General features: G+C 69.4%; 16 protein-coding genes and 1 tRNA gene. 8 read left to right on the top strand and 9 right to left on the bottom strand.

Annotated features, from left to right (window positions below; all coding sequences use genetic code 11):
- Window positions 1-6: 6 nt before the first annotated feature.
- A complete protein-coding gene (locus tag NUG20_RS11800) occupies window positions 7-468 on the top strand; it encodes a c-type cytochrome (protein ID WP_263394679.1) in 462 nt (153 codons plus the stop codon).
- A gap of 328 nt (window positions 469-796) precedes the next feature.
- Here NUG20_RS11800 and NUG20_RS11805 read toward each other — a convergent pair whose 3' ends face one another.
- Both NUG20_RS11805 and NUG20_RS11810 read right to left on the bottom strand, forming a co-directional pair.
- On the bottom strand, window positions 797-2,476 hold the full coding sequence (locus tag NUG20_RS11805; RefSeq protein ID WP_263394680.1) for a hypothetical protein: 1,680 nt from the start codon (window positions 2,474-2,476) through the stop codon (window positions 797-799).
- Between the two features lie 16 nt (window positions 2,477-2,492).
- Window positions 2,493-3,089, bottom strand: a complete 597-nt coding sequence (locus NUG20_RS11810) for an NfuA family Fe-S biogenesis protein (RefSeq protein ID WP_263113380.1) — start codon at window positions 3,087-3,089, stop codon at window positions 2,493-2,495.
- 91 nt (window positions 3,090-3,180) lie between these two features.
- On the opposite strand from NUG20_RS11810, the gene NUG20_RS11815 reads away from it, so the two are divergent.
- The 4 genes from NUG20_RS11815 (at window position 3,181) to NUG20_RS11830 (ending at window position 6,847) form a co-directional block, all read left to right on the top strand.
- Window positions 3,181-3,522 carry a 4a-hydroxytetrahydrobiopterin dehydratase gene (locus NUG20_RS11815; RefSeq protein ID WP_003474735.1) on the top strand — a complete coding sequence of 114 codons (342 nt, stop codon included), beginning with the start codon at window positions 3,181-3,183 and terminating at the stop codon, window positions 3,520-3,522.
- 5 nt (window positions 3,523-3,527) lie between these two features.
- Complete coding sequence (locus NUG20_RS11820; RefSeq protein ID WP_263394681.1) at window positions 3,528-3,971, top strand: energy transducer TonB; 444 nt, start codon at window positions 3,528-3,530, stop codon at window positions 3,969-3,971.
- Window positions 3,972-4,088: 117 nt separating this feature from the next.
- Window positions 4,089-4,910 carry a zinc transporter ZupT gene (gene zupT, locus NUG20_RS11825; protein WP_263394682.1) on the top strand — a complete coding sequence of 274 codons (822 nt, stop codon included), beginning with the start codon at window positions 4,089-4,091 and terminating at the stop codon, window positions 4,908-4,910.
- 131 nt (window positions 4,911-5,041) lie between these two features.
- On the top strand, window positions 5,042-6,847 hold the full coding sequence (locus tag NUG20_RS11830) for a DUF3300 domain-containing protein (RefSeq protein ID WP_317852717.1): 1,806 nt from the start codon (window positions 5,042-5,044) through the stop codon (window positions 6,845-6,847).
- A 48-nt stretch (window positions 6,848-6,895) separates the two neighbouring features.
- Here NUG20_RS11830 and NUG20_RS11835 read toward each other — a convergent pair whose 3' ends face one another.
- A complete protein-coding gene (locus NUG20_RS11835; RefSeq protein WP_263394683.1) occupies window positions 6,896-7,888 on the bottom strand; it encodes an RluA family pseudouridine synthase in 993 nt (330 codons plus the stop codon).
- A gap of 395 nt (window positions 7,889-8,283) precedes the next feature.
- Between NUG20_RS11835 and NUG20_RS11840 the strand changes: the two genes are divergently transcribed.
- Window positions 8,284-11,883, top strand: a complete 3,600-nt coding sequence (locus NUG20_RS11840) for an Rne/Rng family ribonuclease (protein WP_263394684.1) — start codon at window positions 8,284-8,286, stop codon at window positions 11,881-11,883.
- 536 nt (window positions 11,884-12,419) lie between these two features.
- Here NUG20_RS11840 and NUG20_RS11845 read toward each other — a convergent pair.
- From NUG20_RS11845 to serS, 4 genes are all read right to left on the bottom strand, one after another.
- The gene (locus tag NUG20_RS11845) at window positions 12,420-13,067 is read right to left on the bottom strand and encodes a response regulator (RefSeq protein ID WP_145706360.1); all 648 of its coding nucleotides are present in this window, start codon (window positions 13,065-13,067) and stop codon (window positions 12,420-12,422) included.
- A 767-nt stretch (window positions 13,068-13,834) separates the two neighbouring features.
- Window positions 13,835-13,924, bottom strand: a tRNA-Ser gene (locus tag NUG20_RS11850).
- Window positions 13,925-14,075: 151 nt separating this feature from the next.
- Entirely contained in the window at window positions 14,076-15,062 is a 987-nt protein-coding gene (locus NUG20_RS11855) for a LysR family transcriptional regulator (protein ID WP_179564979.1), read from the bottom strand.
- Window positions 15,063-15,662: 600 nt separating this feature from the next.
- Window positions 15,663-16,943, bottom strand: coding sequence for a serine--tRNA ligase (serS, locus tag NUG20_RS11860; protein ID WP_263394685.1), 1,281 nt, complete (start codon window positions 16,941-16,943; stop codon window positions 15,663-15,665).
- 154 nt (window positions 16,944-17,097) lie between these two features.
- On the opposite strand from serS, the gene NUG20_RS11865 reads away from it, so the two are divergent.
- Window positions 17,098-17,757 (top strand): energy transducer TonB, encoded by a 660-nt coding sequence (locus NUG20_RS11865; protein ID WP_263394686.1) that lies wholly within the window; start codon window positions 17,098-17,100, stop codon window positions 17,755-17,757.
- 106 nt (window positions 17,758-17,863) lie between these two features.
- Window positions 17,864-18,082: a flagellar basal body-associated FliL family protein gene (locus tag NUG20_RS11870; protein ID WP_263394687.1), complete on the top strand. Its 219-nt coding sequence runs from the start codon at window positions 17,864-17,866 to the stop codon at window positions 18,080-18,082.
- A gap of 82 nt (window positions 18,083-18,164) precedes the next feature.
- On the opposite strand, the gene aroA is transcribed toward NUG20_RS11870, so the two are convergent.
- The gene (aroA, locus tag NUG20_RS11875; RefSeq protein WP_263394688.1) at window positions 18,165-19,481 is read right to left on the bottom strand and encodes a 3-phosphoshikimate 1-carboxyvinyltransferase; all 1,317 of its coding nucleotides are present in this window, start codon (window positions 19,479-19,481) and stop codon (window positions 18,165-18,167) included.
- A 393-nt stretch (window positions 19,482-19,874) separates the two neighbouring features.
- The gene (gene pheA / locus NUG20_RS11880; RefSeq protein WP_263394689.1) at window positions 19,875-21,050 is read right to left on the bottom strand and encodes a prephenate dehydratase; all 1,176 of its coding nucleotides are present in this window, start codon (window positions 21,048-21,050) and stop codon (window positions 19,875-19,877) included.
- Between the last annotated feature and the right edge of the window lie 11 nt (window positions 21,051-21,061).

Genomic DNA, 21,061 nt, shown 5'->3' on the forward strand with positions numbered 1-21,061 from the left:
CTTCCCATGCCGAAAGCCGAGCACGCACTGCGTCCCGCCATCGTCCTGCTTGCTGCCCTGTGGTTGGGGGCATGTTCGCAATCGCAGGTTGAATCCACCAGCCAGTCCGCCGGCGACGCCGGCCATGCCAGTGGCGAGCACGGCTCCGGCTCGTCCGCCGGCCTGCCCACCGGGCGTGTCGCCGCCGGCGAGAAGCTGGCCAACGCCAAGGGCAAGGCCACCGGGCAGAGCTGCATCGACTGCCACGGTGCCGACGGCAACGCGCCGATCGACCCGACCTACCCCAAGCTCGGCGGCCAGTACGGCGACTACATCGCCCATGCGCTACAGGCCTACCGCGCCGGCGATCGCCAGCATCCGCTGATGACCCCGCAGGCGACGCCGCTCAGCGACCAGGACGTCGCCGATCTGGCGGCGTACTTCGGTTCGCGCGCCACCCAGCTGCGCGACATGCACGGCCTGAAGTAACCGCGAGCGCTGGCGCCGCTTCCTGCCGCCAGTCCGCGCGGCAAACGCGGCGGCGCCGGCTTCGGGTGCCGGGCTTCATGGCGCCGGCCGAGATCGACTGAGGGTGCACGCGCTTTCCGAATCGGGCGTGATCGCCCGCATGTCGGCGGCGAGCCGCTCTTCTGTAGGAGCGGCTTCGGCCGCGACACGCGTTACCGATAGATTCTGTCGCGGCTGAAGCCGCTCCTACAGGATGCAGGCGTCTGCATGCGGCGGATCGCTGTCGCATCCATGCCGCAATCATGGCTGCCTGGATGCCGCAGCAGCGCAATGCGCACGCGCTCGGCGCCTACTTCACGCTGCCGTTGTCTTCCTGCAGGCCCGGCTTGAACGGCACGTCCGGCGGCGGGCGTGCGCTGGCGGGCTGGTCGTTGAGGTTCGGATCGGTGATGCCGCAGCCGCCGCCCAGCTGCAGGATCGAAACCACGCAGGAAATGCTGCTGGTGGTGCCGGGAATCGGGATGTTGACGGTCTTGACGCCGCGTCGCACCCACTCTTCCAGCAGCGTCGCGTTCGGCAGCCAGTACTTGTCGAACGAGGTCGGCTTGTAGTCGTACGGCGGGCGCTTGAGCCACTCACCGGCCTTGGCGATCTGGTCGCGCGACCAGCTGTCGGTCTCGGTGCCGGGCGCACCGCGCGGCGGCGCCTTGCCCTGCCCTTCGCCGCCAGGCACGCGCACGCTGCCATCGCCATTGAACAGGCCATTGCGCTGGCCGGCGCCGGCATCGCCGGCGCGGTTGCGCGCCGATGCGCCCCAGTCGTCGCCGCGCTGCGGCGTCGCCCAACCGCCGTCGTGCGCGACCGCGGCCGGACCGCTGCCCGGCGCGGCCGCCCGGCTGCCGGGCGGCGCGGCGCCGGTGCCGGCTGGCGCCTGGGTCTCCGCCTTGCCTTGTGCGGCGGTGCTGGACTGAGCCGCAGACTGCGCCGCAGCCGCGGCGTTCGCCGGCGCGCTTGCGGTCGCGTCGGATGGCTGCACGGGCGGCGCCACGACCGGCGCCGCCGCCGTGGCCGGCGTCGGCAGTTCGATCTGCCGCACCTGCGGCGCCTCGGCCGTGCGCAGCGTCGGCGCGGGTTCGCGCGGACGGATCTGGGGCACCTGCACCTGGACCTGCGGCAGCGGCGCCGGCACTTCGCGCTCGCGCACCTGCAATTGCGGCGCCGGCGGGCGCGGCACCGCGACCTCGCGCGGACGGATCTGCGCCACGATCGGGACCTCGGTGACCACGTCGATCTGGCGCTCGGTCACCTGCACGCTCGGCGGCGCGATCTCGCGCGGGGTCAGCGCCGGTTCGCGCACGCTGGGCGGCGGCAGCACGAAATCGCTGCGCGGCTGCGCGGTCTCGGTGACCTGCAGCGGCTGCTCCGGCGGCGGCGGCGGCGGGCTGGCCACCGCCTGTGCCGCGCTCGCCGGCGTGGCGGACGCGGCACGCGCCGCGGCGGCGGTCTGCGCTGCGGCGGTCGCCGCGGCCTGGCGCGCTGCCGCCGCGGCGGCCTGCTGTGCGGCCGCGGCGTCCTGCGCGGCCGCGCCGCCGCCGGTCTCGGCCGGCGTGCCGCGGCCGACGAATTCCACCTGCACGCGCCCGGCCTCGCCCGCGTCCGGACGCGGCGGCAGCAGGCGCACGAACGCCACCCACAGCAGAAACAGCGCGAACAACAGATGCAACGCCAGGCTGACCAGCGCCGCGATCCGCCGCCACCAGCGCTGGTCGTAAGGTGCCGGATCCCAGTCCTGCCACCACAGGCGACGGAATGCCTGCCATGCGCTCAGTGCCGGCAGGCGCGCGGTCGGCGCTAGCGCCGGCGCCGGCAGCGCCGCGATCAGCTCGGAGGAGACGAACGGGCGCGGCTTGACCGGCTGCGAGGCGATCCAGTGCGCCCAGCCGTACGGCAGGCCGGTCCGGCGATCGCGCAACAGCTTGCGTGGCGAGCGCGCCAACAGCGCGTCGAGGATGTCGGTGGCGCGCGTCACCGGCGTCGCGGAGGAATCAGGCCGCGGTGTCGCGCGGGATGTACGGCGCGCTGCCACTGTCGTGGTCGGTGGCGTCGCGCACGGCGGTGATGCCCGGCACGCGCCCCATCAGCGTCTTCTCGATGCCCTGCTTCAGGGTCACGTCGGCCATGCCGCAACCGTGGCAGCCGCCGCCGAAGCGCAGCAGCACCACGCCCTCGGCCGACACTTCCTGCACCGCCACCCGGCCGCCATGCTGGGCCAACTGCGGATTGACCTCGTTCTCGACCACCCAGCGCACCCGCTCGACTAGCGACGCGGCCTCGCCCGGCGCCTCACCCTTGATCTTCGGTGCCTTGATCGTCAGTTGCTGGCCGGTGCCCTGGGTGACGTAGTCGATCTCGGCACCGTCCAGCCAGCCGACGCTGTCGGCGGCGACGTACAGGGTGAAGCCGGCGCAATCGATCGCCCATTCGTCGCCGGCCAGGTCCGCCGGCTCGGCGAACTCCAGCCGCGCGTCGGCGCGTGCGGTGCCGGGGTCGACCGCGCTCAGGCGCACGCCCATGCCGGGCACGGCCTCGCGTTCGAGCAGTTTGCGGAAATGGGTCTGCGCGTTGTCGGAGATCTGGATCATGCGGTTATTCTAGCGCTTCCACGCGATCGGCTCATCGCAAACTTTCCCCATCGGCGGCGCGTTCAGCCGCCCCGCCGCGGAGGCTCCGAACATGAACGACCTGATCCCGCTCGCACAGGCCCATTGCGCACCCTGCAAGGGCAGCGAATACAAGCTCACCCAGGCGCGCCTGGCCGAACTGCTGCCGCAGGTACCCGGCTGGGAACTGGTCGAGAACGGCATGGCGATCAGCCGCACATTCCGCTTCCCCGACTACTACCGCACGCTGGCGTTCGTGAACGCGCTGGCCTGGATCGCGCACCGCGAGGACCACCACCCCGACCTGGGCGTGCATTACGACCGCGTGGTGGTGCGCTATTCCACCCACGACGTCGGCGGCCTCAGCGAAAACGACTTCATCTGCGCCGCCAAGGCGTCGGCCCTTCCGGAATGAACGCCATGCCCATCGTGTCCCCTCGTTGCACCCGCTTGCCGGCGCTCGCCGGCCTCGCTGCCGCCGTGCTGCTGGGCGGCTGCGGCAAATCCGAACAGTCGCAGACCCAGGCCGTGGCGGCGCCGCCGACCGAGGTCGCCGCGGTGCAGACCCCGCCGCCGGACTATCCGATCGAACTGGCCTGCGCCGGGCTCGGCGGCAAGGCGGTGCTGAAAGTGGTGGTCGGCGTGGAAGGCAAGCCGACCGACGTGCAGTTGGTCAGCAGCAGCGGCCAGCCCAAGCTCGACGCCTCGGCGCAGCAGCGCGTGCGCGAATGGGTGTTCAAGCCCGCCACCCGCAATGGCCAGGCGGTACCGTGGACGATCCAGGTGCCGGTCAACTTCACCGTGCCGCAACCGCGCCCGGACCGCTGCTTCGCGCTCGACGCGCAGGCGCACGGCGCCGGCTGAGCCGGGCCCGCCGGCCGCCCCCGAACGCACCGTCGGCCGCGGCGGTGCGTCGCCTTCACACTCCGCCAGCCTCGCGCCCGCTTTCATCGCTGTCCCGACACAGGAGCCGCCTGGCGCATGCTGGAAATTTCGTCGCACAACGTCTGGATCGCCTTGGCGGTCACCCTGGCCGCCGGCCTGGCCACCGCCCTGGGCAGCGTGCTGGTGCTGTTCACCAAGGGTCCCAACCCGCGCCTGCTCGCGTTCGGCCTGGCCTTCGCCGGCGGCGCAATGGTGTACGTGTCGCTGACCGAAATCCTCGGCAAGTCGATCACCTCGTTCACCAAGGCGTTCGATCCGAACCTGGGTTACGCCTACGCCACGCTGGCGTTCCTGGCCGGCATGGCGCTGATCGTGGTGATCGACCGGCTGGTACCCAACCCGCACGAAAGCCTCAACGCCAAGGATCCGCTGTTCCGCGACGACAACCGCGCCTACATCAAGCGCGTCGGCCTGCTGACCGCGGTGGCGATCACCGCGCACAACTTCCCGGAGGGCCTGGCGACGTTCTTCGCCACCCTGGAAAATCCCACCGTGGGCATGCCGCTGGCGTTCGCGATCGCCGTGCACAACATCCCCGAAGGCATCGCCATCGCGGTGCCGGTGCACTACGCCACCGGGCGCAAGTCCTATGCGTTCGCCGCCAGCCTGTTGTCCGGCCTGGCCGAGCCGATCGGCGCGATCATCGGCTATGCGGTGCTGTCGCGGTTCCTGTCCGAAGCGATCTTCGGCGCGGTGTTCGGGGTCATCGCCGGGGTGATGGTGTTCCTGGCCCTGGACGAACTGCTGCCCGCGGCCAAGCGCTACGCCAAGGGCCACGAGACCGTGTACGGCCTGGTCGCCGGCATGGCCACGCTGGCGCTGAGCCTGGTGCTGTTCCGCCTGTCCACCACGCCCTGAGCCGGCTGTCGCGCACTGGCTGAACGGATGCCAGCGCGGCGTCGTGGCGATGCGGCGAAGAAAGCTGGCAGACATGCAACCCGGAGCATGCTGCGCGCGTCTTCAGCAATGCCACGTCGAAGAGGTGCCGCATGGATCTCCGCTCCCTGCCATCAACGAGGTCGGCGTTGGCGCTGGCCACCGCCATGAGCGTGCTGGCGCTGGGTGCATGCCAGCAGCAACCGACACCAACGCCCGCACCCGCCACATCTGTGGCCGCGGCCACCGCGCCCGCACCCTACGTGCCGCCCAGCGCCGACCAGCTGTACAAGCTGGTGGCGCCGATCGCGCTGTTTCCCGACAAGCTGCTCGCGCAGACCCTGGCCGCTTCGGTCTACCCGGACCAGGTCGCCGACGCACAGGGCTGGTTGCGCAGCAACAGTGGCCTGGCGGCGGCCGACCGTCTGCAGGCCGCCGCGGCACAGCCCTGGGATCCCAGCGTCAAGGCGCTGATCGCGTTCCCCGATGTGATCGAGCAGTTGGCCGGCAACGGCGACTGGACCCGTGCGCTCGGCGATGCCTATGCGCACGACCCCAACGAGGTCCTCGACGCGATCCAGGTCATGCGCGGACGCGCGCAGGCGCAGGGCCACCTGCGCAGCACGCCACAGCAACGGGTGCAGGTGGTGCAACGCACGCTGGTGGAACCGGCCTATGCCGATGCGCGGATCCCGCCGCCGCGCCAGACCATCGTCGTCGAACCGGCGCAACCGGATGTCGTCTACGTCCCGCGCTACGATCCGGACGTGGTCTACGGCGCGCCGGTCGACGTCTACCGCGAGTATCGCTACCGCCCGCGTTACTACAGCGAAGGCGATCTGGCGACCGCCGGCATCGTTTCCTTCGGCGTCGGCGTGCTGGTCGGCGACGCGCTCGAGCATCGCCACCATGGTCCGATGGCCTGGCTGGAGCCGGAACCGACCTGGCATCGCTGGGGCTGGAACAGCTGGGGCATGAACTGGAACGCCCCGCCCTCGGCACCGCACTACGTGGTCTACCAGAACCATGTCTACGCGCCGCGCACCACCATCATCAACAACACCATCACCAACAACCGGATCGATGCGCGCAGCTTCGTGCACAACGACAACCGCAGTTTCCCGCAGCGGGCGGCGCTAGCGGCCATGCCTGCGGCGGCCGCCGCCGCACTGGCGCCGCGTCTGGCGCAGAACCCGCGCGGCGCCGCGCCGCAGGTCGCGCCGGCGGCGGCGCCAAGCCACACGCTCGACTATGCGCAGCTGTCCACGCCGCATTTCAATGAGCGGATGCTGCAGCCGGGCCGACCGGTGGTGACAACCGCCGCGCAGCGGCCGCCGCAGCCCGGGCTGGGCGGCCCCAACGCAGCCGGCCTCGCGCGCGATGCGCATGCGCAGCCGCCATTGGCGCAAGCGCCGCACGCGCCGATGCCGATGTCCGCGGCCGATCCCCGCCACGCCATGCCGATGGCCAACGCCGCAGCAGCGCGACGGCGCGACATGCCGCAGGCAGCGCACACCAACGCGCCGATGCCGATGGGGAACATGCAGATGGCGCATGCAACGCCGCAGCACGCGATGTCCATGCCCGCGCCGCACCGGGAGGATCCGCGCGCGCCGCAGGCCCGCTTCGCCCAGCCCGAACCGCCACGGCCGGCGCCGCACGCGTTCGCCGCCTCCAATGCCCCGCAGCCGGCGCCCGCGCACCGGCAGGCGCCGATGCGGGAGTTCCCTGAGCGTGTTCAGCCCATGCCGCGACAAGAACAACAGCAGCGGCCGCCGATGCAGGAGCAACGCATGGCCCGGATCGCGCCGCCGCGGCCGCAGCCGATGCACGCGGCCGCGCCGCGCCCTGCCCCGCGGCCGGCGCCAGCGCACCCCGAGCCGCACCACGCGCACGACCACGACAAGCACAACGGATAGAAGGCGTCGGCCGGGCGGCGCGCGGCGCCGCTGCCCGGCCGCGCTCGTTCAGCCGCCGAGGCGGTTCAGCGCCTCGGCCAGTTCGTCGGCTAGCGGCGCATTCAGCAGGTACGGGGTCTTGCCGCCGTCGAGGGTGAATTCCAGCGAGGCGGCATGCAGGAACAGGCGCTTGAGCCCGATCTGCTCGCGCAGGCGCTTGTTGACCGCCTCATCGCCGTACTTGTCGTCGCCGGCGACCGGATGCCCCAGGTGCTGGGCATGCACGCGGATCTGGTGAGTGCGGCCGGTCTCGATCCGCACCTCGCAATAGGAATGCCCGCCGCGCCGCTCCAGCACCCGGAAGTGGCTCAGCGATGCCTTGCCTGCCACATTCACCTGTACATGGCGCTCGCCGCCCTGGCGCAGGCCGATGTGCAGCGGCGCGTCCACGCTCATCACCCCGTCGGGCATGCGCCCGACCAGCAGGGTCAGGTAGCGCTTGCTGATGCCGCGGCCCTCGACCCGGTCGTCCTCGCGCATCAGCGCCTGCATCTCGGTCAGCGCCGAGCGCTTCTTGGCCACGATCAGCAGCCCGGAGGTGTCGCGGTCGAGCCGGTGCACCAGCTCCAGGGTCTGGTTCGGGCGCAGGGCGCGCAGGGTCTCGATGGCGCCGAAGCTGATCCCGCTGCCGCCATGGCTGGCGACCCCGGACGGCTTGTTCAGCGCCAGCAGCCGCGCGTCCTCATAGACGATCGCCGCCTCCAGCCGGGCCATGAACGCGTCCGGCGGGGCGGTCTTCTCGCCCTCCTCGTGCAGCTTCACCGGCGGGATGCGCACCTCGTCGCCCGCCTCCAGCTTGCGCTCGGCCTTGGTGCGGCCGCCGTTGACCCGGACCTGGCCGCTGCGCATCAGCTTGTAGATCAGGCTGCGCGGCGCGCCCTTGAGCTGGCCGAGCAGGAAATTGTCTACGCGCTGTCCAGCCCTGTCTTCCGGAACCTTGAGAATGCGCACCGCGCTGGTCGCGACATCGCGCGGCTTGGGGGGGATCGGGGAGGAAGTCATCGGGCAGTTTATTCTGTTACACTCGGGGGGCGAGATAAGGGTTTGATTTCGTTGGAAGTTAGCTAAGGGCCAGAAGCCCGGCTTGCGACGATTCCGGCACAGTGCGCGACCACCGCCCCCGGGGCGGCCATGTTAGCGGCTCACCGGCCTACCCGGCCATCGCCGGACGCCACAAGCGTCCGCGCTGAACATGCCCCGTGCGGCGCCCAGCCTGGCTGGAGTCGCCGCCGGTCCTGAACCACCTAAAAGAAAGAAGCGCTCCCGCGGCTCGCCGTGGTGTCGTAGCGCTGGAAACCCAAGCCGCCCTCCCCGCGCCTGCGCGATGGGCGGCGAAGCGTGACCAGAAGCGAAACCCCATGGCGTTCCGCGCGGTAGCAGCGCGAGGAACGCAACTAATGAAGCGAATGCTGATCAACGCCACGCAGGCGGAAGAACTGCGTGTGGCCATCGTGGACGGCCAGACCCTGTACGACATCGACATCGAGCAGCCGTCCAAGGAACAGAAGAAGTCCAACATCTACAAGGGCCGCATCACGCGACTCGAACCCTCGCTCGAAGCCGCCTTCGTCGAATACGGCGGCGAGCGCCACGGCTTCCTGCCGCTGAAGGAAATCTCCCGCGACTACTTCCAGGCCGGCGTCGACCACAACAAGGCGACGATCCGCGAACTGCTGCGCGAGGGCCAGGAAGTGGTGGTCCAGGTGGACAAGGAAGAACGCGGCAACAAGGGCGCCGCCCTGACCACGTTCATCTCGCTGGCCGGCCGCTACATGGTGCTGATGCCGAACTCGCCCAGCGCCGGCGGCGTCTCGCGCCGGATCGAGGGCGAGGACCGCGCCGCGCTGAAGGAAGCGCTGGACAAGCTGAACATCCCCGACGACATGGGCGTGATCATCCGCACCGCAGGCGTCGGCCGCGATGCCGAAGAGCTGCAATGGGACCTGGACTACCTGCTGCAGGTCTGGAAGTCGATCGCCGAGGCCGCGCTGGCCAAGCCGGCGCCGTTCCTGATCTACCAGGAATCGCGGCTGATCATCCGCGCCCTGCGCGACTACCTGCGCGCCGATATCGGCGAGATCCTGGTCGATACGCCCGAGATGTACGGCGATGCCCAGGAGTTCATGCAGCAGGTGATGCCGCAGAGCCTGCGCAAGCTCAAGCACTACACCGACGACATCCCGCTGTTCAACCGATTCCAGATCGAATCGCAGATCGAGGCCGCCTACGAACGCAGCGTGCGCCTGCCCTCCGGCGGCTCGATCGTGGTCGACCAGACCGAGGCGCTGACCGCGGTGGACGTCAACTCCTCGCGCGCGACCAAGGGCAGCGACATCGAGGACACCGCGTTCCAGACCAACCTGGAGGCCGCCGAAGAGGTGGCGCGCCAGCTGCGCCTGCGCGACCTCGGCGGCCTGGTGGTCATCGACTTCATCGACATGGCCTCCAACAAGCACCAGCGCGAGGTCGAGAACCGCCTGCAGAACGCGCTCAAGTACGACCGCGCACGGGTGCAGATCGGCCGCATCTCGCGCTTCGGCCTGCTCGAGATGAGCCGCCAGCGCCTGCGTCCGTCGCTGGGCGAGTCCAGCCAGATCGTGTGCCCGCGTTGCGACGGCCATGGCCGCATGCGCAGCGTCGAGTCGATGTCGCTGTCGATCATCCGCGTCGCCGAAGAGCATGCGATGAAGGAGAACACCGGACAGGTGCTGGTGCAGGCCCCGGTGGAGATCGCCAACTACCTGCTCAACGAGAAGCGCCGCGCGCTCAGCGAGATCGAGAAGCGCCACGACGCGCCGATCGTCATCGTCGCCGACGAACAACTGCATACCCCGCACTACGAAGTGACCCGCCTGCGCGAGAACGAGCTCGGCGAGGAAAGCGCCAAGCCCAGCTACCAGCGCAACACCCCGCGCAAGCTGCCGGTGCATGCGCTGACCAAGGCGCAGCTGAACATTCCGGCGCCGGCGGTGACCAATGTGAAGCACTCGCAGCCGGCCCCGGTGCGCGAAGTGGCCGACGTGCAGGAACCGGTCGCCGCGCCCGTGCAGGTGCAGGCCCCGGCGCCCGCCCAGGTCGCGGCCCCGGCTCCGGCCACCGGCGTGGTCGGCTGGCTGAAGCGGATCTTCGGTGCCGGCGAAAGCCCGGCCCCGGCGCCGACCGCCAGCGAACCGGCGCAGCGCCAGCGCGCCCATGACGGCAACCGCAACCGCAACGACCGCGGCGACCGCAATGCGCGTCGCGACGGCAGCCGCGGCGGCCAGGGCGGCAATGCCGCGCGCGGCAACGGCGGCAACGTGCGCCGCGACGAGCGCCGTCCGGGCAATGGCGGTGGCAACGCACAGGGCGGCCAGCAGAACCTGGCGTCCAAGCCGCCGCGCAACGAGCAGGCGCCGCAGCAGGCCAAGCCGCAGCAGCAGAACCCGCAGCAGCAGCCCAAGGCGCCGAAGCAGCAGCAGCCGCAGAACCCGCCGCGCCAGCCCAAGCCGCAGCAGGAGCCGGCACAGGCCGCGCTGCAGGGCGACAGGCCGCAGCGCCAGCCGCGCCAGGACGAGGCCGAGGCCAAGCCCGCCACGGCACCGGCTGCCGTGGCGCAGGACGCCACCACGATCGCGGCAGCCGCCGTGGCCGGCGGTGCCGCCGCGTTGAGCAGCGATGCGCCGACCACCAGCGAGGTCACCACCACCGCGCCGGCACCGGTCGCGCAGCCGGACGTGGTCCAGGCGAACATCGATGAACGCGAGAGCGCCGCGGAAACCGCACAGGCCGTGCCGGCTGGCGAGAGCGGCGATGCCGACGACGCCAACGGCGAGGCCGGCGGCCGCCGCCGTCGCGGCCGTCGTGGCGGCCGTCGCCGCCGTCGCGGCAACGGCGAAGCCGGCAGCGGCAGCGAGGGCGCAGGGTTCGACGACAACGACAACGAACTGGATGCCGGCGACAGCGACAGCGACGGCGAAACCGCGCCGGCGCCGAGCCGCAGCCAGCCGGAGTTCGACTTCGACGACGACACCACCCCGGCCGAAGCCGCCGAGGCCAAGCCGCAGCAGGCGCCGCGCGCGCCGCGGGAAAAGCGCGAGCCGCGTCCGCCGCGGCACGAGCAGGCCGCTAACGCCCCGGCGCCGGTCGTCGCAGCTGCAACCGTGGTGCCGCAGGCCGAGGGCGATACCGCGCCGGCGCAGCAGGCCGCACCGGTGGCTGCAACCGCAGCGCCGCAGACCGAAGACGGCACCGCGCAGGTGCAGGCCGCGCCAGTCGCCGCAGTCGCAGCGATCGCAACTCCGCCCTCCGTTGCCGAGACGGCAGCGGTCGACGCGGCATCGGTCGGCACCCCGCAGGCAGAAACGGTGCCGCCGACAGCGGCAGCACCGCTGCCGCCCGTCCGCGAGGCGCTAGCGGCGCGTTCCGAGGCAGTGCCTGCCGCGGAGCTTGCTCCGTCGATCGTCACCGAGTCGGCCGCTTCCGAAGCGGCACCGCCGGAGACCATCGAGGACGCACTGCAGCCGGCACCTGCGCCGATCGTCGAGCAGCCCGTCCCGGTCGCCACGACGCAAAGCGCCGCCGGAACGGAAACCGTTGCAGCGTCGGCTGCGCCGGTCGAGCAACCGGCAACGGCGTCCACGGCGGCGGTCACCAAGCCGCAGCAGGACACCGCGCCGGCAGCGCCGCCGCTCGCCGAGGAAGAACCCAGCAAGCCGGCCTACATGCCGGTGCAGACCACGCTGCTGGACGCCTTCCCCGAAGAGCCCGCCGCCGTCGAACCGACGACACCGGCACCTGCGCCGATCGCGGCAACCCCGCAGTCGAACGCCGCCGAAAGCAGCCATGTCGGCAGCGCAGAACCGGCGCCTGCCGATACGACCGGCAACGGCCTGTTCGACGCACCGCCCGCCCCTCCGGCGGATGCGCCGGTCGCGGTCGCCCAGCACCAGCCGCCGCGCCCCAAGAGCGACGACAGCGAGGGCGACGACGACAAGGAGCACAAGGAACGCGCCAGCTGATCGGCGCCGTTCTTCGCAGCAGAAAAAAGCGGCCTTCGGGCCGCTTTTTTTTGCCTGTCGTCCGCGCGCCTTGCAGCTATTACGCAAGACGATGCGGACGTGGTCCGCGCACGATCCCCGCCTACGCGCCCCAGGGCTCGACCTCACAGGCATCCGGACGACAATCGTTTCGCCGGGCAACTCGCCGCACAACTGCCCGATACACAAGCCAGCCAAAGATCCCGACCCCGCTCCCTGTAGGAGCGACTTCAGTCGCGACAGGCGCCATCCGCACGCTGCCTTGCAGGCATTCGATCAGGAACCGACACCTGCACTTGTGGGAGCGACTTCAGTCGCGACGGCTTCCTGCATCGCGCCCCGCGGCCGAAAAATCGGGCCTGCACCATCTTGAACAGGTAACGCCCTCGTCCAGTCGATCCAGGGGATACGATCACCATGGCACCGCCAAGCCGCGCCGGACGCATACGGTGCGGCACAAAAAAAGCGACCGGTCGGGTCGCTTTATTTTGTGCATGACGCGAGCACGCCGGCTACGGCTACAACGGATGCGCCGGATCCAGCAATCCGTACTGCGTCGCCAGCCGCGCCAGCGCGATGTTGTCGTGGATGCCGACCTTCTCGAACAGCCGCGCCTTGTGCGTGTTGACCGTCTTGGCGCTGAGGCTCAAGCGCTTGGCGATGTCTTCCTGGCGCAGCCCGCGGGTCAGCAGCAGCGCCACTTCCAGTTCGCGCGGGGACAAGGCGTCGAACGGCGAACCGCCGCCCTCCAGGTTCGCCAGCGCCAGGTTCTGCGCGATATTGGCACCGAGATAGCGCTTGCCCATCGCCACGTCGCGCACCGCGCGCAACAGTTCCTGCGCGTCGCCGGCCTTGCCCACGTAGCCGGACGCGCCGGCCTCGAGCAGGCGCTTGGGCAACGGACCATCCTCCAGCACCGAAACGATGATGACCTTGGTGCCGTGATCGCCCTTGACGATGCGCTCGGTCACTTCCAGTCCGCTGACCCCGGGCATGTGCAGATCGCACAGCACGATGTCGGGCTTCAGCTGACGGATCTGCGGCATCGCGGCCTCGCCGCTCTCGGCCTCGCCGACGATTTCGATATCTGTTTGATTCGAAAGGATCAGCTTCATGCCGGTACGGACAAGAGCGTGATCGTCGACCAGAAAAACCCTGATGGCCATCTCGTATAACCCCAACGCAGCGAACGCCACGCAATCAGACTAGCGGCGTGAATTGTTCAGGGCAACAAGAATCTGTAGACAAATCATCCAGATTTCACACCACGCTAAGTAAGCAGCAGGGTGCTGTCATCATGGCGAAAAAAACACCACGCCGAGCTTACTCAAGGCTCGGCACGCAGGGCGAGTGACCAGCCTGTTCGCTCCTCTAGGAAAGCGCGGCGGTACCTGCGTCAGGCAGGTGCAGTATCGCGACGTGCCGGCGACAACGTTATCAGGACAAAGCCTGATGTCGGGTCAGATTTCCCTGACCTCGCGCGACGCAAAATCCGGATACCGGCTTTCCACGCAGATGACGGTCCAATGGGAATTCCCCGCCATGTGGCGCGACGCGCATCCGACATCTGGGATGGATGGGCTAGAGCCCCATCGGCATAGGCGAAGAGGAGCAGCAGCCGGTCGACCCAGGCTTCTTCTGCAGAACCGTGTCCGTGGATCGCCAGCAGGCAGCAACCGGACATCGAGGCAACCGCCCATCCTGCGATGAGCGGACGGCATGCGCTCTATCGCGGCTGCTCAGCGATGTAGTTACCGGCGATCGTGTCGATCAGGTTCTGCGGATTGGCGCCGACCAGGTTGGTCATCACAATCATCGCGACGCCATCGTCCGGAAACACGAAAATGTCGAGCGGCCGCCACCGATACCGCCGACCGCGGCATGAAAATCGCGCTTCGCCATGCTGCGCGGTGACATGAAAATCGGCGTGGATTGGCGGAGAGAGTGGGATTCGAACCCACGGAAGGTTTGACCCTTCGCCGGTTTTCAAGACCGGTGCCTTAAACCGCTCGGCCATCTCTCCGATTGCAACCAGACCGCCTCACGCTGGACGAACGCACGCACGGCAGTGCTCTGCTTTTTCGGCCGCTACGTCATCGCGCAACGTTGGCCCAACATCACGGTGCGGCGCCAGCGTGCGGCCGCGCATTTTCGCACGGCCGCGCGGGTTTTGCTCAGCCGGCTTCGACCGCCATCGCGCCCAGGGTCGAATGCTTGACCTTGATCCGCTCCGGGCAGCCGCTGCAATCCAGGCGCGAGGCCTCGATCTGCCGCGGCAGGTGTTCGGCGAGGAAGTCGATGAACACGCGCACCGCCGGCAACAGGCCGCGGCGCGAGGCGAACACGGCGTGGCAGATGCCCTGCGGCAGCGACCATTCCGGCAGCACCACTTCCAGCTCGCCATTGCGCACGGCGTCGGCGCAGACGGTTTCCGGCAGCAGGGTGATGCCGAAGCCGTCCTTGACCATCGACTGCAGCAGCGGGAAATCGAAGCCGGCCACGCGCGGTTGCAGGTCGACGCGGCGCACTTCGCCGGCCGGTCCGTGCAGTTCCCAGCGCTGCCGCGCCTCGTCCTCGCTGATGCTCAAGGTGACGTGCGAGGCTAGTTCTTCCGGATCCTTGGGACGACCGGCGCGGTCCAGATACTTAGGGCTGGCCACCAGCAGTTCCTGCACCTGGCCGAAGCTGCGCATCACCAGACTGCCGTCGTCGTCCAGGCGCGAGCGCACGCGCAGTGCGACGTCGTAGCCCTCGTTGATGATGTCCACGCGGCGGTTGCTGATATTCAGTTGCAGGCGCACTTTCGGGTACTGGTCGAGGAACATCGGCAGCAGCTTGGGCAGCTGCATCTGCGCCAGCGACACCGGCACGCTGACCCGCACCAAGCCGCGCGGCTCGGCGCTGAGCCGGTCCACCACCTCGCGCGCCGCCTGCGCTTCGGCCAGCATCGTCTGCGCGTGGCGATGCACGCTCATGCCCAGGTCGGTGACGGCGAAGCGGCGTGTGGAACGCTGCAGCAGGCGTACGCCCAGGTCGGTTTCCAGCTGGCTGATGCGGCGGCTCAGGCGCGACTTGGGAATGCCCAGGGCGCGCTCGGCCGCGGCGAAACCGCCGTGGTCGACCACCATCGCGAAGTAGTAAAGGTCGTTGAGATCGTGCATGTTCTTTCGATATTTAGAACGATGAATGAAATCGCATTGGGTTCATTCTACTCCCACAACGATCCTGGCTGTGCAACCGGGGCTCTTGTCGTATTGCCCGCCCTACCCTGCAGCTTGGCTGGACAAGAGCGCGGCGAGTGCCCGAGTCGCTCTACACCCGTGTTCGACATCGGCCGGCGGGATCTGCCTGAGCTGACGGTGCGCGACTCTCCGCACTGGTCGTGCCTTGCTGGCTGGAACGGCTGGCCTGGAACAGATGAGATCGAAGCGATTCAAGCATCAGCCGGCAGCGGCGTCTTGGTCGACGGTGCGCCAATGCGATCGGATATATCAGGCTGGCCGCGGAGTCCGCGCTGCGCTTGGTACGCCCGGAGCTGCCGGACAGCGGCCATGGTTCTGGACACCCGGCAGAGGCTTTTCAGCTGGTGCATTGTGGGAGCGGGTGCAGGCGGCGGGTGTCTCGGTAGAGCCCGTCGCGACTGAAGTCGCTCCCACAAAAGGCGAATCCGGGCCGAATGCGCCGGAGCGATCGAACCGGTGGTCTGCAGCCAATTCTGCGAAGCCGCCCCCGCTGCGTGTGCGCAGGCGAGGCCTGAGGCATCAACCGATGCGGTCGAGGCCGCCCATGTACGGGCGCAGTGCGTCGGGCACGCTGATCGAGCCGTCGGCGTTCTGGTAGTTCTCCATCACCGCGATCATCGCGCGGCCGACCGCGGTGCCGGAGCCGTTGAGCGTGTGCAGCAGTTCCGGCTTGCCGGTGGCGGGATTGCGCCAGCGCGCCTGCATGCGCCGCGCCTGGAAGTCGCCGCAGTTGGAGCACGAGGAGATCTCGCGGTAGGTCTGCTGCGACGGCAGCCAGACTTCCAGGTCGTAGGTCTTGGTCGCGGCGAAGCCCATGTCGCCGGTGCACAGCAGCACCTTGCGGTACGGCAGCCCCAGCGTCTCCAGCACCACTTCGGCGCAGCGGGTCATGCGCTCGTGCTCGGCGGCGCTGTCCTCGGGACGGCAGATGCTGACCAGTTCCACCTTCTCGAACTGGTGCTGGCGGATCATGCCGCGGGTGTCGCGGCCGCCGCTGCCGGCCTCGGAGCGGAAGCACAGCGAATGCGCGGTCATGCGCAGCGGCAGGCGCTCGGCCTCCACGATCTCGTCGCGGACCAGGTTGGTCAGCGAGATTTCCGAGGTGGAGATCAGATAGCGCTTCTGCTCGCCGAGCTGGGTGGCGAACATGTCCTCTTCGAACTTGGGCAACTGGCCGGTGCCGTACAGGCTGTCGGCGTTGACGATCACCGGCACGTTGGTTTCCTGGTAGTCGTGCGGACCGGTATGCAGGTCGAGCATGAATTGCGCCAGCGCGCGGTGCAGGCGCGCGATCGGCCCGCGCAGCACGGTGAAGCGCGCGCCGGACAGCTTGGCCGCGGTCTCGCCGTCCAGCCAGGCATGCCGCGCGCCCAGCTCCACATGGTCCTTGACCTCGAAATCGAAGGCGCGCGGCGTGCCCCAGCACTGCACTTCGACGTTGTCGGCCTCGTCCTTGCCGGCCGGCACGTCGGCCTGCGGCAGGTTGGGAATCTCCAGCGCCAGCGTTTCCAGCTGCGCGCGGATCTCGTCCAGGCGTTGCTCGGAGGCCTTCAGTTCGTCGCCGAATCCGGCGACCTCGGCCATCAGCGCGGCCACGTCCTCGCCCTTGGCCTTGGCCTGGCCGATCGCCTTGGAGCGGCTGTTGCGCAGGCTCTGCAGTTCCTGGGTGCGCACCTGGATGCGCTTGCGGTCGACCTCCAGGGCTTCCAGGGCGGCCACGTCCAGCGCGTAGCCGCGACTGGTGCGCAGGCGCTCGGCGAGGTCGGCGGGCTGTTGGCGGAGCAGGACGGGATCGAGCATGGGCGCGGCACGTGGATGGATCGGAGCCGCGCATTATCGCCTGTCGGCCGCGCTTTTGCCGAAACGGCGAGGCCGCCGCCGGCCACGCGCAGGCGCTGCGCGACCGATTAACCGCGGCTATGCCAGAATCCAGCGGTTCCCTACGGTGAGTCCCATGTCCACATCGCCTCCCTCCTCCAACACCGGCATCGTGCTGCGCCTGCCGCGGCGCCTCCTGCTGATCGTCGGCATCGCGTTCTGCGCCGGGCTGCTGCTGTTCCTGGCGGTGTGGCTGGCCGGGCGCAAGGACAACGACTTCTACAAGCCGCAACCGGCACAGGTGCAGCAGGACACGGCGGAGATCAAGCCGCTGCCCGAGCCGCTGCCCGCCGGCAGCGGCGCCAGCGACATGCCGCAGGCCAAGCCGGCCGCCGCGGAGGACACGCCGAAGCTGGTCGAGACCGCACCGCCTGCCCCGCCCCCCGCCGATGCGATGGCGCCGGTGCCCGGTGGCGCCGAAGGCGCAGGTGCGGGGACGAACGCCACCGCGCTGGCACCGGGCGATCGTCCGGTGCCGCTGGAAGGGCAACCGCCGCCGCGTTATCCGTCGGCGGCCTTGCGCCGCGGCGACAGCGGCACGGTGGTGGTGCGGGTCGAGGTGGACGCCAGCGGCAACCCCGGTGGCGTGGCCCTGGTCAAGCGCAGCGGTTCGCGCGAACTGGACCGTGCGGCGATGGAGGCCGTGCGCCGCTGGCGCTTCCGTCCGGCGCAACAGAAGGGCCAGGCGGTGGCCGGCAGCCTCGAGATTCCGTTCGATTTCAAACCGGCTCAGTAAGCTGAACCACGCTTGCGGCGCGCGCCCCGCATTCACGGGCGGCTGACACACGCCGAACCGGATCGAGGCAAGACTGGTCGCGTCCTAAAGACGCAGGAGCACGACCATGTCCAGACCGCACGATACCCAGGAGCTGTACGCGCGGAAAAACCATGCCGAGGCACGTTCGCATGCCCATCGCGGTTCGCCGTGGGCATGGATCCTTGTCGTCGCGCTGGTGGTGGCGGCCGGCGGCTGGTGGCTGAGCCGCGATCGCGCGAACGACGTTCCCTCCAATGCCCCGGCTCCGGCGACGCCCGCCAACGATCCGCCGCGCGCGCCGTAGCGGCGCGCCCGCCAGCTTCGCCGCGACGCGGCGATCGATTCACGCACCGCGCGGCCTGCGCCCTGCGGGCCGCGGTCGTCCCTCAACCGGCAGCGACCAACCCGAATCCCGCGTCGCGCGCCAGCGTGTCGAAGCCCGGGAACGAGGTCGCGACGTTGGCCACGTCGTTGACCCGCACCTGCCCATCGGCCAGCTGGCCGGCGATCGCGAATGCCATCGCGATGCGATGGTCGCCGTGGCTTTCGATCACCCCGCCGCCCAGCGCACCGCCATGGATCGTGGCGCCGTCGGGCGTCTCGTCGACGATAATGCCCAGGCTGCGCAGACCCGTGGCCATCGCCGCCAGGCGATCGGATTCCTTGACCCGCAGTTCGGCGGCGCCGGTGACCACGGTGCGGCCCTGCGCCGCGGCGGCGGCGACGAACAGCGCCGGGAACTCGTCGATCATGTCCGGCACCACTGCCTCGGGAATCTGCGCCCCGCGCAGCGGCGCATAGCGCACCCGCAGATCGGCCACCGGCTCGCCGCCGTGTTCGCTGTGGTTGTGCTCGACGATGTCCGCGCCCATCAGCCGCAGCGCGGCGAGCAGGCCAGTCCGGCGCGGGTTGAGGCCGACCGCCTTGAGGGTGATCTCCGAGCCGGGAATGATGCTGGCCGCGACGATGAAGAACGCCGCCGAAGAAAAATCGGCCGGTACCGCGATATCGGTGGCACGCAGGCGCTGGCCGCCGCGCAGCCGCGCCTGGCCCGGCGCGAAGTCGATCTCCACGCCGAACGCGGACAGCATGCGCTCGGTGTAGTCGCGGGTCGGATGCGGCTCCTGCACCGAGGTGATGCCATCGGCGTACAGCCCGGCCAACAGCACCGCCGACTTGACCTGGGCGCTGGCCACCGGCGAGACGAAATTGATCCCGTGCAGCGGTTGCCCGCCGTGGATGCGCAGCGGCGGCACGCCGTTGGCGTCGGTCTCGATCCGCGCGCCCATCAGCGCCAGCGGCTCGGTCACCCGGCGCATCGGCCGCTTGGACAGCGACGCGTCGCCGACCAGCACGCTGTCGAACGGCTGCGCCGCCAGCAACCCGGCCAGCAGCCGCATGCCGGTCCCGGCATTGCCGCAATCCAGCTCGCCCTGCGGCGCCTGCAAGCCATCGACCCCGACGCCATGCACGATCCGCTGCGACGGCGACGGCGTTTCGATCCTGACCCCGAGCCTGGCGAAGATCGCCGCGGTCGAACGCGTGTCCTCGCCCTCCAGGAACCCATCGATCCGCGACACCCCATCGGCCAGCGCCGCGAACATCACCGCCCGATGCGACACCGACTTGTCGCCCGGCACATTCAACGTCCCCTGCAAAGCAGAGCCCTTCGTCGCGATCCAGTACTGCTCGTTGCTCATCACCGTTCCTGAGATATCCGTCGCCACCCGCAAGCGGGCCCCAGTGTCGCTCTTGCTATCGCCGTCAAACTTGCCGTTGCTGTTGATCTTGCTGTTGCTGTTGCATGCGCTCTTCAGGGGCCCCCATTGAGGGTCGGCGAGCGGCCTGGGAAAAACCCCGCAGGGGCGGCGCGCAGGATGCGCGTCGTTTTTCGCTGGCACATGGATGTGCCATCGAAAAATCCCAGGTTGCTCGCGGACCCCGCGCGCAGCGCGGGGCGACCCGACCGGGGCGGCCTTTCTTTTGCTTACTTTTCTTTGGCCGTTCAAAGAAAAGTAAGTCGCGCAACGCGCGAAAGCCTTTGCCTTTGCATCTGCTGTTGCTGTTGCATCAGCGGTCGCAGTTACACAGCAAGATCAAGGCACCGCCACCGGATAAGACCCCAACACCTTGATCTGCGCCGAATGCGCCTTCAACTCCGCCAACGCCTGCTTCATCGCCTCGTCCTCCACATGCCCGGCCAGATCGATGAAGAACCCATACTCCCACTTCGCCTGATGCGAAGGCCGCGACTCGATCCGGTTCATGCTGATCCCATGCCGCGCGAACGGACTGAGCACATCGAACAGCGCACCCGGCTTGTCGTGGATGAACACCAGCACCGACGTCCGATCGTGCCCCGACGGCGGAAAGATCTGCCGGCCGATCACCAGGAAGCGCGTCGTGTTGTCGTCGTCGTCCTCGATCGACTTCATGATCACCTTCTTCAGCGCATACACATGCGCCGCGCTCTCCCCGCCGATCGCCGCCGCATCCTCCGCATTGCGCGCGCGCCGCGCGCCCTCCGCATTGCTCGATACCGGGATCTTCTCCACCTTCGGCAGATGCGCGCGCAGCCAGCCCGCGGTCTGAGCGAACGACTGCGGATGCGCATAGATCCGCTCGATCGCATCGAGCCGGCCGGTGCGCGACAGCAGGTACTGGTGCACGCGCAGCTCGGTCTCGCCGCAGATCTTCAGGTTCGAGGTCAGGAACATGTCCAGGGTCACCTGGATCGTGCCTTGCCCGGAGTTCTCCACCGGCACCACGCCGAAATCGGCGTTGCCGCTCTCCACTTCCTGGAACACCTCCTCGATCGTCGCCATCGGCAGGCCCACCGCCGAGCGGCCGAAGTGCTTGAGCACCGCCTGCTGACTGAAGGTGCCTTCCGGGCCGAGATAGCCGATCTTCAGCGGCTCCTGCTGCGCCAGGCAGGCGGACATGATCTCGCGGAACACGTGCACCAGCACTTCGTCGCTGAGCGGGCCCTGGTTGCGGTCCACCACCATCCGCAGCACCTGCGCCTCGCGCTCGGGACGGTAGTAGTCCACCGCCGCGGCGAGCTTGCCCTTGGCCTTGCCGACCTGGTGCGCGAACTGCGCGCGCTCGGCGATCAGCGCCTGGATGGTGCGGTCGATCTGGTCGATCTTGGCGCGCACATCGGCCAGCGCGGGCGCGGCGGCCGCGGGCTTGGCGGCGCCGCTGGATTTCGGCTTGGCCGGCTTGGTCGGCTGCGCATCTGCGGCTGGGGATTTCTTCGGCTTTGCGGCCATGGATCGTGGTT

The sequence above is a fragment of the Xanthomonas sp. CFBP 8443 genome (assembly GCF_025666195.1).
Taxonomy (GTDB): Bacteria; Pseudomonadota; Gammaproteobacteria; order Xanthomonadales; family Xanthomonadaceae; genus Xanthomonas_A.

What these genes read in the sequence shown, in the direction of transcription:
- NUG20_RS11840 (WP_263394684.1), top strand. Translation starts at nt 8,284, where the DNA reads ATGAAGCGAATGCTGATCAACGCCACGCAGGCGGAAGAACTGCGTGTG.
- NUG20_RS11820 (WP_263394681.1), top strand. Translation starts at nt 3,528, where the DNA reads ATGCCCATCGTGTCCCCTCGTTGCACCCGCTTGCCGGCGCTCGCCGGC.
- NUG20_RS11815 (WP_003474735.1), top strand. Translation starts at nt 3,181, where the DNA reads ATGAACGACCTGATCCCGCTCGCACAGGCCCATTGCGCACCCTGCAAG.
- NUG20_RS11835 (WP_263394683.1), bottom strand. Translation starts at nt 7,888, where the DNA reads ATGACTTCCTCCCCGATCCCCCCCAAGCCGCGCGATGTCGCGACCAGC.
- zupT (WP_263394682.1), top strand. Translation starts at nt 4,089, where the DNA reads ATGCTGGAAATTTCGTCGCACAACGTCTGGATCGCCTTGGCGGTCACC.
- NUG20_RS11870 (WP_263394687.1), top strand. Translation starts at nt 17,864, where the DNA reads ATGTCCAGACCGCACGATACCCAGGAGCTGTACGCGCGGAAAAACCAT.
- NUG20_RS11810 (WP_263113380.1), bottom strand. Translation starts at nt 3,089, where the DNA reads ATGATCCAGATCTCCGACAACGCGCAGACCCATTTCCGCAAACTGCTC.
- NUG20_RS11845 (WP_145706360.1), bottom strand. Translation starts at nt 13,067, where the DNA reads ATGGCCATCAGGGTTTTTCTGGTCGACGATCACGCTCTTGTCCGTACC.
- NUG20_RS11830 (WP_317852717.1), top strand. Translation starts at nt 5,042, where the DNA reads ATGGATCTCCGCTCCCTGCCATCAACGAGGTCGGCGTTGGCGCTGGCC.
- pheA (WP_263394689.1), bottom strand. Translation starts at nt 21,050, where the DNA reads ATGGCCGCAAAGCCGAAGAAATCCCCAGCCGCAGATGCGCAGCCGACC.
- NUG20_RS11865 (WP_263394686.1), top strand. Translation starts at nt 17,098, where the DNA reads ATGTCCACATCGCCTCCCTCCTCCAACACCGGCATCGTGCTGCGCCTG.
- NUG20_RS11855 (WP_179564979.1), bottom strand. Translation starts at nt 15,062, where the DNA reads ATGCACGATCTCAACGACCTTTACTACTTCGCGATGGTGGTCGACCAC.
- NUG20_RS11800 (WP_263394679.1), top strand. Translation starts at nt 7, where the DNA reads ATGCCGAAAGCCGAGCACGCACTGCGTCCCGCCATCGTCCTGCTTGCT.
- serS (WP_263394685.1), bottom strand. Translation starts at nt 16,943, where the DNA reads ATGCTCGATCCCGTCCTGCTCCGCCAACAGCCCGCCGACCTCGCCGAG.